8 protein-coding genes are annotated in these 13,432 nt (G+C 71.3%); 4 read left to right on the top strand and 4 right to left on the bottom strand.

Annotated features, from left to right (window positions below; genetic code table 11):
* Nucleotides 1-193: 193 nt before the first annotated feature.
* The 4 genes from FKN01_RS03790 (at nucleotide 194) to FKN01_RS03805 (ending at nucleotide 6,353) form a co-directional block, all read left to right on the top strand.
* Nucleotides 194-1,564: an ABC transporter substrate-binding protein gene (locus tag FKN01_RS03790; RefSeq protein ID WP_185992723.1), complete on the top strand. Its 1,371-nt coding sequence runs from the start codon at nucleotides 194-196 to the stop codon at nucleotides 1,562-1,564.
* A gap of 4 nt (nucleotides 1,565-1,568) precedes the next feature.
* Nucleotides 1,569-2,990, top strand: coding sequence for a carbohydrate ABC transporter permease (locus FKN01_RS03795; protein WP_143616288.1), 1,422 nt, complete (start codon nucleotides 1,569-1,571; stop codon nucleotides 2,988-2,990).
* Nucleotides 2,987-3,886 carry a carbohydrate ABC transporter permease gene (locus FKN01_RS03800; RefSeq protein WP_143616289.1) on the top strand — a complete coding sequence of 300 codons (900 nt, stop codon included), beginning with the start codon at nucleotides 2,987-2,989 and terminating at the stop codon, nucleotides 3,884-3,886. Before FKN01_RS03795 ends, FKN01_RS03800 begins: the two co-directional genes overlap by 4 nt.
* Nucleotides 3,887-4,196: 310 nt before the next feature.
* The gene (locus tag FKN01_RS03805; RefSeq protein WP_143616290.1) at nucleotides 4,197-6,353 is read left to right on the top strand and encodes a bifunctional glycosyltransferase family 2 protein/CDP-glycerol:glycerophosphate glycerophosphotransferase; all 2,157 of its coding nucleotides are present in this window, start codon (nucleotides 4,197-4,199) and stop codon (nucleotides 6,351-6,353) included.
* Nucleotides 6,354-6,416: 63 nt separating this feature from the next.
* On the opposite strand, the gene FKN01_RS03810 is transcribed toward FKN01_RS03805, so the two are convergent.
* From FKN01_RS03810 to FKN01_RS03825, 4 genes are all read right to left on the bottom strand, one after another.
* Complete coding sequence (locus tag FKN01_RS03810) at nucleotides 6,417-6,791, bottom strand: EamA family transporter (protein WP_242441999.1); 375 nt, start codon at nucleotides 6,789-6,791, stop codon at nucleotides 6,417-6,419.
* A gap of 70 nt (nucleotides 6,792-6,861) precedes the next feature.
* Nucleotides 6,862-8,376 (bottom strand): bifunctional glycosyltransferase/class I SAM-dependent methyltransferase, encoded by a 1,515-nt coding sequence (locus tag FKN01_RS03815; RefSeq protein ID WP_143616292.1) that lies wholly within the window; start codon nucleotides 8,374-8,376, stop codon nucleotides 6,862-6,864.
* Nucleotides 8,377-8,417: 41 nt separating this feature from the next.
* The gene (locus FKN01_RS03820) at nucleotides 8,418-9,635 is read right to left on the bottom strand and encodes a glycosyltransferase family 39 protein (RefSeq protein ID WP_143616384.1); all 1,218 of its coding nucleotides are present in this window, start codon (nucleotides 9,633-9,635) and stop codon (nucleotides 8,418-8,420) included.
* 141 nt (nucleotides 9,636-9,776) lie between these two features.
* On the bottom strand, nucleotides 9,777-13,310 hold the full coding sequence (locus tag FKN01_RS03825) for a bifunctional glycosyltransferase/CDP-glycerol:glycerophosphate glycerophosphotransferase (RefSeq protein WP_143616294.1): 3,534 nt from the start codon (nucleotides 13,308-13,310) through the stop codon (nucleotides 9,777-9,779).
* Nucleotides 13,311-13,432 lie beyond the last annotated feature (122 nt).

The following is a 13,432-nucleotide window of genomic DNA, read 5'->3' on the forward strand; positions in this document are numbered from 1 at the left end:
TGGCCGGATACCGGTACTGACCTCACGTCACGAGGCCATCACGATCAAGGGTTTGGGGCCGAGGACGGTATTGCGGCCCCGGGACGCCGGGCATAGGACTGTGCGCACACGACGACGTGACGCTCGACCGGCAGCGCTGGCTTCCTAGACCCGGCGCCCGGTGGGCGCACGCGGACAGAGAGACGGGGCAGGGATGCGCACAACCCTACGGATTCGCAGGGCGGCCGTGGTGTTCACCGCCATCGGCGCACTGGCCCTCACCGGCTGCGGCGGCGACGGTGACGGCGGGGACAAGAAGACGGACGAAGGCGGCTCCACGACGGGCAAGAACTCCACGCCGAGTGTCGCCTTACCGAAACTGGACGGTGAGAAGCTCTCTGTCGCCGCGGTCTGGACGGGTCCGGAACAGGCCAACTTCGTCAAGGTCCTCAAGGAGTTCGAGAAGCGGACCGGCGCGACGGTGACGTTCGTCCCGGCGCAGGACCCGATCGTCAACTTCCTCGGTACGAAGATCGCGGGCGGGCAGCCGCCGGACGTCGCGATGATCCCGCAGGTGGGGGCGGTCCAGCAGGCCGTGGCGAAGAAGTGGGCCAAGCCGGTCGGCGCCGAGGCCAAGGCGCAGCTGAGCAAGAACTACGCGCAGGTCTGGCAGGACCTCGGCGCGGTGGACGGCACCCAGTACGGGGTGTATTTCAAGGCCGCCAACAAGTCGCTGGTCTGGTACAACACCAAGGCGTTCGAGAACGCCGGCGCGAGTGAGCCGAAGACCTGGCAGGACTTCATGTCGACCGCCGAGACGGTGTCCGCCTCGGGTGTCACCCCGGTCTCGGTCGGCGGCGCGGACGGCTGGACGCTGACCGACTGGTTCGAGAACGTCTACCTGTCGCAGGCGGGCCCGGAGAAGTACGACCAGCTCGCCCAGCACAAGATCAAGTGGACGGACCCGTCCGTCAAGGACGCGCTGACCACGCTGGCCCAGCTGTTCGGCAAGCCCTCCCTGATCGCGGGCGGCGCGGACGGCGCGCTCCAGACCGAGTTCCCCGCGTCGGTCACGCAGACCTTCACCGGTGGCGACCAGCCGAAGGCCGCCATGGTCTACGAGGGCGACTTCGTCGGCGTCAACATCGCGCAGACGAAGGCGAAGATCGGCACGGACGCCAAGGTCTTCCCGTTCCCCGCGGTCGGCGCCGAGTCGCCCGTGGTCACCGGTGGCGACGCGGCGATCGCCCTGAAGGACGGCAAGGGCGCGCAGGCGCTGCTGACCTGGCTCGCCTCCACGGACGCGGCGAAGATCGCGGCCTCGCAGGGCGGGTTCATCTCGCCGAACAAGGGCCTGGACACCGCCGCGTACCCGAACGAGGTGCAGCGCACGATGGCGAAGGCGCTGATCGCGGCCGGTGACGCCGTCCGGTTCGACATGTCCGACCAGGCGCCGCAGTCGTTCGGCGGGACGCCCGGCAAGGGCGAGTGGAAGATCCTCCAGGACTTCCTGAAGAACCCGAAGGACATCGCGGGGACTCAAGCGAAGCTGGAGTCCGAAGCGGCCAAGGCGTACAAGAGCTGACGGCATGACGACAGCGGCAGCGGGGGGCGCCGACGAGGCGCTCCCCGCCGACAGGCAACGGTCCGGCGGGCCCCGCGTGCCCGCCCCCAGGAAGGCCGCCCCGGCGGGCTCCCCCGGCGCTCCCGGCGGCGGCCGGAGCGTGACCGGCACCCGCAAGGCGATCGCGGCGCTCTTCCTGCTGCCGGCGCTGGTGCTGCTCGGGGCACTGGTGGTCTACCCGATCGTGTACTCCGTCTACCGGTCGTTCTTCGACCAGGCGGGTACCGGCTTCGCCGGCATCGACAACTACAAGACGCTGTTCACGGACGACACCATCCGTACGGCGGTGAAGAACAACGCGATCTGGGTCGTCTTCGCGCCGACGATCTCCACCGCGCTCGGGCTGATCTTCGCGGTGCTGACCGAGCGCATCCGCTGGGGCACGGCCTTCAAGCTGGTCGTCTTCATGCCGATGGCGATCTCCATGCTGGCGGCGGGCATCATCTTCCGGCTGGTGTACGACGCGGCGCCGGAGCGCGGGGTCGCCAACGCGGTGTGGGTGGGCGTGCACGACACGTTCGCCGAGTCCTCGGGCTTCCCGAAGGCGCACCCGCTGCCCGCGGCCCCGCTGAAGGCGGCGGGCGGCGGGGCCTTCGTGACGAAGACGGCCGTGCACGCCGGGCAGCCGGTCCGGCTCCCCCTGGTCGGGGTACTCCCGGCGAAGATGCCGGGCGACGCGAAACCGGCGAAGGCCCCGGCGGCGGCCGGGGACGGCGGGATCACCGGCACCGCGTGGCTCGACTTCACCAAGGGCGGCGGCGGCAAACCCAATGTGATCGACGCCGAGGAGCTCGGGCTCAAGGGCCTGAAGGTGGAGGCCGTCAGGAACGGCGAGGTGGTCGCGACCGCCAAGGCGGGTGCGGACGGCACGTTCACGCTGCCCGCCTCCGCGGACGGCGCCGAACTGCGGCTCCCGGCCACCAACTTCCGGGAGCCGTACAACGGCGTGAACTGGCTCGGCCCGACGCTCGTGACGCCCGGGATCATCGGGAGCTACGTGTGGATGTGGGCGGGCTTCGCGATGGTGCTGATCGCGGCCGGCCTGGCCGGGCTGCCGCGTGAACTCCTCGAAGCGGCCCGGGTGGACGGGGCCAACGAGTGGCAGGTGTTCCGCCGGATCACCGTGCCGATGCTCGCCCCGGTCCTCGCGGTGGTGCTGGTCACGCTGATGATCAACGTGCTGAAGATCTTCGACCTGGTGTTCATCATCGCGCCCGGCTCGACCCAGGACGACGCCAACGTGCTGGCGTTCCAGCTGTACCGGTCCTCGTTCGGCACGGACGCGGACCTCGGGGTCGGCAGCGCCATCGCCGTACTCCTGCTGCTGCTGGTGGTCCCGGTGATGCTCTTCAACATCAGGCGGATACGGAAGGAGGGGCGCCGATGACGACACCCCCGGCCACCACCGCCCCGGACAGCACGGTGAAGGCGACCCGGCCGCTCGGCGCGCGGATCGCGGCGCGGGCCGCCGGCGGCGCGATGCGGGTCTTCCTGGTCCTGGTGGCCCTGTTCTGGCTGATGCCGACGGTCGGGCTGCTGCTGTCCTCGCTGCGCAGCCCGGACAAGATCGCGTCCACCGGCTGGTGGCAGGTCTTCACCGCCCCCTCCGAGCTGACCGTGGACAACTACTCCCGGCTGCTCGACAATTCGGCGATCACGGACTCACTGCTCTCCACGGTCATGATCACCGTGCCGTCCACGGTCCTGGTCGTGGTGATCGGCTCGTTCGCGGGATACGCGTTCGCCTGGATGGAATTCCCCGGCCGCGACTGGTGGTTCCTGCTGGTCGTGGGGCTGCTGGTGGTCCCCGTACAGGTGGCGCTGATCCCGGTGTCGAAGCTGTTCGGCGAGATCGGCATCTTCGAGACGACGCTCGGTGTGGTCCTCTTCCACACCGCGTTCGGGCTCCCGTTCGCGATCTTCCTGCTGCGCAACTTCTTCGCGGAGATCCCCCGGGAGCTCCTGGAGGCGGCGCGGCTGGACGGGGCGGGTGAGATACGCCTCTTCACCCGGGTCGTGATGCCGCTGGGCGGCCCGGCGATCGCCTCGCTCGGGATCTTCCAGTTCCTGTGGGTCTGGAACGACATGCTGGTCGCGCTGATCTTCGCGGACTCCGGGTCGCCGCCGATCACGGTGGCGCTCCAGCAGCAGGTGCGCCAGTTCGGCAACAACATCGACGTGCTGGCGCCCGGCGCCTTCGTCTCGATGGTGATCCCGCTCGCGGTGTTCTTCGCCTTCCAGCGCCAGTTCGTCTCCGGCGTGATGGCGGGGGCGGTCAAGTAGCGGATACGTGACAGAGCGGGGCGCTCCGGCCGGCCGGCGGGGGCGCCCCGCGGCCGTGCGGCGCCCGGAATCACGGGCCCCGGGGGCGTCCGTCATGGGGCCGCACGCCACGTATCGCCCAAGGTTCACTTACTGTCCTGGGTAGTATGATAAGTGGGGCCTTCATCAGCCGCGCGGTCGACCGCTCACGGGCCCGACGCGCCCGTCTCTTCGGCCTTCGTACGCCCGCCCGCCCCCTGACCCGTCCTGTGGAGCCCGCCCCAGTACGCTGTGTGGTCTCCCAGTACGCACAGTCCGAGAAAGAGTCCGTATGCCCCGGCTGAGTGTCATCATCCCCGTCCGCCGCGCCCGAGGAAGTCTGCGCGAGTGCCTGGAGTCGGTGCTCTCCCAGTCGTTCACGGACATCGAGGTCATCGGGGTCGACGACGGCGCGCCGGACGGCTCGGGCCTGGTCCTGGACGAGTTCGCCGCGCGCGACAGCCGCGTCCGGGCCGTGCACCTGGAGCCGGGCGCCGGGGCGCACGGCCGGCGCAACGCCGGGATCGAGGAGGCCGCCGGGGAGTACGTCCTCTTCCTGGAGGGCTACTACGTCTTCCTGCCCGGCGCGCTCCAGGCCGTCGCGGACCGGCTGGACGCCACCGGCGACCCGGACGTGCTGCTGTTCGGCCACCAGAAGCGCCCCTTCCGCGGCAAGGTCCGCCCGACGCGGTCCCTGCAGAAGCTGGACGGCATGCCCGAGGGCCCGTTCACCCTGGCGAAGCGTCCGGACCTCCTGGACATCGCCCCGGTCTCCTGGAACCGCGCGGTGCGCCGCGCGCTCCTGGAGCGCGAGACCGTGACCTTCGGCCCGGGTCCGCACGGCGAGCGGATGTACGCGCTGGCGACCGTCGCCGTCGCCGCCTCGGTGGCCACGCTGGGCACCGCCTGCGTCGAGCACCGCCAGCAGCGCTACCTGCCCGGGCTCGTGGACGACGTGGAGCCCCGGACCGGCTCGACCCCGCTGGAGCTGGTCGAGGCGTACGACGCGCTCATGACCTTCGTGGAGGCGCGCCCGGCCCTGAAGGACGTACGCGGCCTCCTCTTCGACCGCGCCGTGCAGGAGCTGCTGGCCGCGTACCCGACGGTGACCAAGCGCCGCCGGCAGTACGTGGGCGCGGTCGGCGCGTTCCACGGCGCGCACCGCCCCGAGGGCTTCAAGTTCCCCGGCGGGACCAAGGGGCTGCGCCCGCAGCTGATGGGCGGCGGCAAGTACACGGCGCTCGGCGCCCTGGACACCGCGCTCGCCACCCGCCGCAGCCTGCGCGCCGCGCCCAGCACGGCCCGCGCGAAGGCGAAGAAGCAGTTCACCAAGCGGTACTACAAGGCGCAGCGCAAGCTGCCGCTCGATCCCAAGCTGGCCGTGTACGCCGCCTACTGGAACCGCGGCGTGAGCTGCAACCCCGAGGCGATCTACCGCAAGGCGAAGGAGCTGGCACCCGACATCCACGGTGTCTGGGTGGTGTCGAAGAAGAACGTGGACTCGGTGCCCAAGGGCATCGACTACGTGGTGCCCGGGACCCGCCGCTACTGGTCGGTGCTGGCCCGTGCCACGTACTTCTTCAACAACGTGAACTTCCCGGACCACCTGGTCAAGCGCCCCGGCCAGATCCATGTCATGACCCACCACGGCACCCCGCTGAAGATCATGGGCATGGACCAGCAGAACTACCCGGCCGCCGCCCAGGGGCTCAACTTCGACCGGCTGCTCAAGCGCGTGGACCGCTGGGACTGGAGCGTCTCCGCCAATCCGCACTCCACCGAGGTGTGGGCCCGCGCCTACCCGAGCGCGGCCCGCCCGCTGGAGACGGGCTACCCGCGCAACGACGTCTTCGCGACGGCCACCGAGGAGCAGATCGCCAAGATCCGCGAGGACCTGGGCATCCGCCCCGGCCAGCGCGCCGTGCTCTACGCGCCGACGCACCGCGACTACGAGTCGGGCTTCACCAACCGCCTGGACCTCGACCGGTTCTGCGCGGCCGTCGGCCCGGACACCGTGGTCCTCATGCGCGCGCACTACTTCTACGGCGGCTCGGGCCTCCCGGAGAACGCGTCGGTCATCGACGTCTCCACGTACCCGCGCGTCGAGGACCTGTGCCTGGCGGCGGACGCGCTGGTCACCGACTACTCCTCGGTGATGTTCGACTACGCCCACCTGAACCGCCCGATCGTGATCCTCGCCCCGGACTGGGAGACGTACCGCACGGTCCGCGGTGTCGTCTTCGACCTGCTGTCCGGGCAGCCGGGCGAGACGCCGGGCGCGGTGGCCACGAACACGGACGAGCTGGCGGCGATCTTCACCGACGGCAGCTGGAACAGCCCGGAGAACGAGGCGCTGCTGAAGGCGTTCAAGGAGCGGTTCTGCCCGTACGACGACGGCCGCGCCGCCGAGCGCGTGGTGCGCCGCGTGCTGCTGGGCGAGGAGTCCTAGCCCGTACGACGCCGAGGGGCCCGCGCCGGAGTGTTCCGGTGCGGGCCCCTCGGCGTGCCGCCCCTAGCGTTGCTGGCCGGCCATGACCGTGATCAGGCCGACCACCACGAGCAGCGAGCCGCCCCAGGTCCACAGCGAGGTCCGCTCGTGCAGCACGGTCGCCCCGGCCAGCACGATCAGCAGGTAGCCGAGCGCGTTGAAGGGGTACGCGACGGAGAGCGGCACCTTGGCCAGCGTCGTCATCCAGGCGAGCGCGGACACCGCGAACACCAGCAGCCCGAACACGACCCAGGGGCTGCCCGCGGCCCGCAGGGCGACGGAACCGCCGTCGCGCCCGGCGGCTGCCGCGGCGCCCTTCATCCCGTGCTTGAGCATGATCTGGCCGCCCGCCGACGAGAACACGGCGAACAGCAGGAGCAGCACACTGGGGAGGGTCAAGGACTTGCTCCTGACTGCGGGGGCGGACGGCTCGGGTGTCCGGGCGGGCGGGGGTCCGGGGCGGGGCGCCTCAGACACCGACCCGGTCGGCGGGGACGTACTGTCGGTTGAGGATGTCCTGTACATCGACGTGCTCTCCAGCGATGATCGTCTCGGCCGCGTGCGGGGTGAGCAGGGCGACGTGCTGATAGCCGAACAGCGTCGGCCGGACGCGGGTCAGCAGCCTCGACGCCCCGCCGAGCACGGCGGCGAGCGGCCCCCGGCCGAGCAGCGACCAGAACGGCGCGCCGGTGGAGGAGAGTTCGAGGACGTCGTAGCCGGCGGCGCGCACGGTCCGGCGCAGGCTGGCCCGGGTGAAGAAGCGCAGATGCGTTTCGTCGAGGATGCCCCGGCGGTCGTAGTCGAAGGCGCCGACGGCGACCCGCAGCCGGGAGTACCAGTGGCTGAAGTTGGGCACGGACAGCAGCATCCGTCCGCCCGGCCGCAGCACGGACGCCGCCTCGGCGAGGACGCGTTCGGGCCGGGACAGGTGCTCGATGACGTCACCGGCGACCACGTAGTCGAAGCCGGTCCCGGCCGCGGCGGGCAGCCCCTGCTCCAGGTTGGCGAGGTGGAAGTGGCTGCACCGGTCGCGGACGCCGGGCACCTCGACGTGGTCGACGCCGGTCACCTCGTGGCCCAGGGACTCCAGCCGCTCGGCGAACAGCCCGCCGGAACAGCCGAGGTCCAGGACGCGGCCGGGGGGCAGGGCGCGCATCTTCTCCAGGATGACCGCGTGCGAGGAGCCGTCGCCCTCCTTGAAGGCGTACTCGACGGGCTTGGGAATCCACCGGCAGGTCCCGAACCCTTTGACGGCCAGCCGGTATTCGAGGACGTCCTTGACGACGTCCCTGGCGTACTTCATGCCGTTGACGTAGCAGATCTCGTCGCCGTAGTAGGTGGGGACGGGGATCTCCTTGATCCGCATGCCCGCGTGCAGCAGCTGCACGATGATCTGGGTGTCGAAGTCGAAGGCGTCGGTGTTGCGGTCGATGGGCAGCCGCTTGAGGGCCGCGACGCTGTACGCCCGGTAGCCGGAGTGGAATTCGGTGAGGTCCGAGCCCAGGAGGCCGTTCTCCAGCCGGGTGAGGATGCGGTTGCCGAGCCACTTGTACATCGGCATGCCGCCCTTGAGCGCGCTGCCGGACGTCATCATCCGGGACCCGAACACGGCTTCGCACTCACCGCGTTCGATGGGCGCGACCATCTCGGGGAGCAGCTCGGGGGCGTACTGCCCGTCGCCGTGCAGCAGCACGATGATGTCGAGTCCGTGCTCGGCGGCCAGCGCGTATCCGGCCTTCTGGTTGCCGCCGTAGCCGAGGTTCTTGGTGTGCCGCATCACGACGGTGCGGGGCATGCCCTCGGCCTGCGACCAGCGGCAGCCCGCCGTGAAGGTGGCGTCGTGACTCGCGTCGTCGAGGATGAGGATCTCGTCGATCCGCGACCGGAAGTCCTCCGGAATCCGGTCGAGGGTCTTCTCCAGCGTTGTCTCCGCGTTGTACGCGACCACCAGGATGCCGATCCTGGGGCTCGGGCTTTCCTTCACGGGGCGTTCTCCAGTTGCGCTCGGGGACGGGGGGTGCGGGATCAGTCGACGGTCGAGCAGGAACGGAATTCCGTACGGGGTGCGGTGATCGGTGCCCGCTCGGTGGGGAGGGCGTCCGGGGGCGCGGCGAGGATGCGGCGTACGCCGGTGAACAGGCCCGCCGCCAGGACGAGCCAGCCGGCGGCGCCCAGGTACAGCACGGGCTCGCTCCAGCGCACGGCGGACCGCCCGCTGTAGCCGAGGACGGCGACCAGGCCGGCGACGGCGCTGTAGGCGAACCCTTCGGCCGGGCCGAGCACGAACATCCCGGCGGCGGCCCAGGTCAGGTACTGGAGTCCGGACGCGGTGGACAGGAGCAGCAGCAGCCCCAGCGTGGCGGCGACGACCCCGGGGGCCTGGGCCGGCCGCAGCCAGGCGAGCCGGGCGCCCGCGGCCACGCACACGAGGACGAAGAGGAAGTGGCCGCCGCCCTGCATGAAGGCGATGACCGGCTCGGGCAGTCCGAGGACGACCGCGAAGCGCACCAGCCCCCACAGCCGGTAGCTGCCGCCCGCGTACTCCAGGACGTTGTGCACCAGGTCCATGGGCACGGTCAGCAGCGCCGGCCCCCACACGAGCGCGGTGACACCGGCGAACCCGGCGGCGAAGCGGACCAGGACCGGCCGCCCGCCGCGCAGCGCGGCCACGAGGAGGGCCGGGATCACCACGACCGGGATGAACTTGACGCTGATCGAGAGCGCCGCCGCGACACCGGCCGCGAGCGGCGCCTTCCGGTCGGCCAGGAGGTGGGCGGCGGCCAGCGCGAAGGCGACGGCGACGGCGTCGGTGTTGCCGTGATAGCCGGAGGTCGCGATGAGCACCGGGCTGACGGCGACCCCGGTCCCGCAGAGCATCGCGGTGCGCGGGGTGGCGCGGCGGCGGACGATCTCGAACACCAGGAGCGCGCAGGCGAAGTCCGCGGCCGACGCGGGGACGCGGATCAGCGTGGCGAAGGAGAGGCCGAGTTCGGTGAGGCGGTCCAGGCCCAGCAGCATCCACCCGGCCAGCGGCGGGTGGTTGTAGACGGGGAGCCCGGGCAGCGGGTGCGCGTAGACGCGGACGGGGCCGTACCCGGTGATGGCCTTGGCGAACCCCGCGAAGATCCGCACATCGGCGGGGCCGGGCGAGTTGGCCGCGATGATCAGGCGGGTGAGGAGGCCCGCGGTCGCCGCGACGAGTACGGCGGCCCTGGCCCGCCGTACGTCCGTTTCGCCCCACATTCGGATACCCATGAGAGCAGAACGTAGCAAGGCGGCGACGCGATGCGACGCAGCGAATCGTCACTGTGGCGTAAACAGCGGCCCCGGAAACGCCGGTGCCCGGCCGGTGCGGACCGGCCGGGCATCGGTGCTCAGTGACGGTTACAGCATGCGGTCGACCACGCGGGCGGTGGCCCGGCCGTCGTCGAGGTCGCAGAAGTCGTGCCGGAACTGCTCGTACGCCTTGGCGTGTCCGGCGATCGCCTGCTCGGGGTCCTTCAGCGCGGCGATCAGGTCGTCGGAGTCCGGGATCAGGGGCCCGGGCGCCCGCTTCTCGAAGTCGAAGCTGAACCCGCGCAGCGTGTCGCGGTAGTGCTCCAGGTCGTACGTGTGGAAGAGCATCGGCCGCCCGGTCTGGGCGAAGTCGAACATCAGCGAGGAGTAGTCGGTGACCAGGGCGTCGCTGATGAGCATGAGTTCGCCGACGTCCGGGTAGCGCGAGACGTCCTTGACGAAGCCCGTACCGCTGTCCGGGAGCCGGTCGGTGACCATGTAGTGCCGGCGCACCAGGAGCACGGTGTCCTCGCCGAGTTCGCGTTCGGCGGCGGCCAGGTCGAGCTGGAGGCCGAGCGAGTAGCGCCCGCCGCCGAGGCGCTGGTCCTCGCGCCACGTCGGTGCGTACAGGACGACACGCTTGCCGGCCGGGATGCCCAGCTTCTCCCGTACCCCGGCGGCGACCTTGGCGCGGTCCGGGGCGTGGAAGATGTCGTTGCGCGGGTAGCCGCACTCCAGCACCTCGCCCTCGAAGCCGAAGGAGCGGCGCAGGACGGGCGTGGAGTACGTGTTCGGCGAGACCAGGAAGTTCCACTGCTTGGCCCGCTCGGCGAGGGTCGCGATGTACCCGGCGTTCGCCTGGGCGGTGCCCGCGAGTTCGAGGCCGATGCGCTTGAGCGGGGTGCCGTGCCAGGTCTGGACGACGGTCTGGTCCTCGCGGCGCACGAACCACTCGGGCAGCTGCGTGTTGGTGACGATGTAGCGGCTGCGGGCCAGCGCCTCGTGCCAGGCGGCCGAGCCGTGCTCGACGGCGGTGGCGCCCTCGGGGACGATCGCCTGCTGGTCGCGGACCACCCAGATGTGCTCCACCTCGGTGCCCCGGCGCACCAGCTCCTCGTAGACGGCGCGCGGCGAGTCCGAGTACTGGCGGCCGTCGAAGGTGCTGTAGAACGCGGCGGCGCGCAGCGGCTCGGAGCGCTGTGCCGCGTACGCCTCGCTCAGCAGGCGCTTGGCGCGCGGGCCGCGCTCGGCGGCGCTGAGCACGGAGCCGGAGACCACGAGGAGCTGGTCCCCGAAGCGGCGCTCCAGGGTGTAGTCGCGGCCACCGAGCCTGCGGGTGGCGGGCAGGGTGTGGAAGGCGGAGGCGGGGAGCCGCAGCGCGCGGTCGCCGCTCTCGTCGGCGGCGCCCCGGTCCCGGAAGAAGAAGTACCAGTTGCCCTCGCCGAGCGGCAGGGCGCCGCCCGGTCCCTCCACGGCGTCCGGCCGCAGCTCGGCGCGGAAGCGGCGGGCGCCCTCGGGTCCGGTGAAGTCGACCGGGAAGAGCTGCTCCTCGCGGTGGGCGCTGTTCTGCACGACCAGCTCGACCGGGTGTTCCGGGTCCTCGGGGAAGGTGCCCTCCAGGAAGAGCCGGCCGTCGTCGGTCCAGCTGGCCAGCTCGACGGCGGGCTGCACGGGCCGGTCGCTGATCACCAGGTTGCCGCGCGTGCTGGCGACGAGGGCCAGCTCGCGGCGGCCGCCGTCCGGCCCTTCGGCGAGCGGGTAGCGGCCGGGGTGGACCGAGCCGGGCGCGTCGAGCGACGCCTTCAGGCCCTTGCCGACGAGATGGACGCTGTACGCGACGCTCTTCGGGGTCTCCTCGCCGGCGGGACGGTTCTCCTCGACCCGCGTGAGCGGCAGCTCGGCGGTGAAGCGGTTCCAGCCGGCACCGGAGCCGGAGCCCACGGTGACGGGGACCTCGACGGTGGTCTTGGTGGCGCCGTGCGTCAGGACCAGCTTCAGCTCGCCCTTGACGAGGCGGGCGCGGACCACGCCGGTCACCTTGACGGTGCCGGGCTGCTCGCCCGGGCCGTGGGTCTCGAAGCGGGCGTCGACGCGCTCGGAGTGCAGCACCAGCTTGTCGCCCTCGAAGGCGGAGACGATGCGGTGGTCGCCGTCGGGGCGGTGGACGGGCGGCGCGACGGATGCCTCGCGGACCGAGGGGAAGGCGCGGCGCAGCAGCCCGCCCCGGGCGATGCCGACCTGGAACTGGAAGGTGAGCTGCTTGGGGCCGCTGTCCGCCTGGACGCGGAGCTTGGAGGCGTCGACGGAGGTCTCGAAGCCGGCGCGGTGGTAGTCGTGCAGGCTCTGCCGCGAGCGGGCGGTGGCCTCGGGCTCGTCGGTGCGGCGCAGCCGGAGCGGGACGACGTGGCGCCGGCCGGCGCGCAGCCAGCCGACGCGGAACTCACTGGCCCCGGAGGAGGCCGGCAGGTTGCGGATGTACGCGTAGCCGCTGAGGTGCAGCTTGCCGTCGTGCCAGCGGGCGTCGCGCAGCCGGGCGGCGAGCGGCAGGTCGCGGTCGGCGACGCGAGCCACGGGCGCGGGCACGGGCCGGGTGAGCACGGGGTAGTGGGCCACGCGCCGGCGCATGCCGCTGACCTCGAAGGCGCCGGGCTCCCGCTTCTCCTGGAGGAGCAGCGCCAGCAGCTCGTCCATGCGGTGCTCGCGCACCAGGTACCACATCACGCGCAGGCGCAGCGGCAGCCCGTCGAGCACCGAGGGGTCGACCTGGTCGATGAACTTGTTGGTGTACTTCAGGAACGCGTCCCGGTACTCCTGGTCGCCGTCCGGCAGGACCTCCATGAAGTACCAGAGGTCGTTGGCCAGGGCGTGGGCCTCGTAGTGGTTCTTGTCGGCGGGGGTCCGCTTCTCGGCCAGGAACTCCGAGACGCCCTGGACGTGCGCGACGCGGTCGTGGATGCCGCGGACGACGGCCCGGCTGGTGGTGATGGAGCCGGGGCGGTCGCGCCAGTAGTAGACGGGGTCCTTGACGATGTCGACCGAGCCGGCCAGGAAGTGGGCGGGCAGTACGACGGGGATGTCCTCGTACAGCGCGCCGACCGGGAAGGCGAACTCGTGCTTGTCCCAGAAGGAGCGGCGGAAGACCTTGTTGCAGGCGATGCGGTCGCCGAGGAGTTCCAGGTCGCGCGAGACGTGGGTGCGCTTGCGGGTGGTGGCCATGGGCTTGCGGAACATCGGCGACTGCACCAGCTTGCCGCCGGCGCGCAGCCGCAGGACGTTGCCGGACGCCAGGTCCGAGCCGGTCTCCTCCAGCGACTCGACCAGCATCTGGTAGGCGTTCGGCGGGATGATGTCGTCGCTGTCGCAGAAGGCCAGGTAACGGCTCTCCGGGTGGGCGTTGCGGAAGCCGGTGTTACGGGCGTGCCCCAGTCCGCCGTTCTCCTGCCTGACCAGCTTGAAGCGGTCGTCGCTCGCGGCGAACTCGGCGGCCAGCGCGGCGCTGCCGTCGGTGGACCCGTCGTCGACCATCACCACCTCGAGGTCGGTCATGGTCTGCTCCGCGAGGGACTTCAGACAGTCCGTCAGGAAGAGTTCCACGTTGTAGACGGGGACAACGACACTGAGCCGTGGCGGCATGTTGAGCACGTCCGTTCATCAAGGGCCTGGCTATCCGTAGGGCTCAACCGCAGGGGCGGTCGGGGGTCACCGGTTACGGTCCCGAACGAGTGACTGCGCCTGCACCGTGCTCGCCCCGTGCACATGCTCCG

The organism is Streptomyces sp. 130, assembly GCF_007096885.1.
GTDB lineage: Bacteria > Actinomycetota > Actinomycetes > Streptomycetales > Streptomycetaceae > Streptomyces.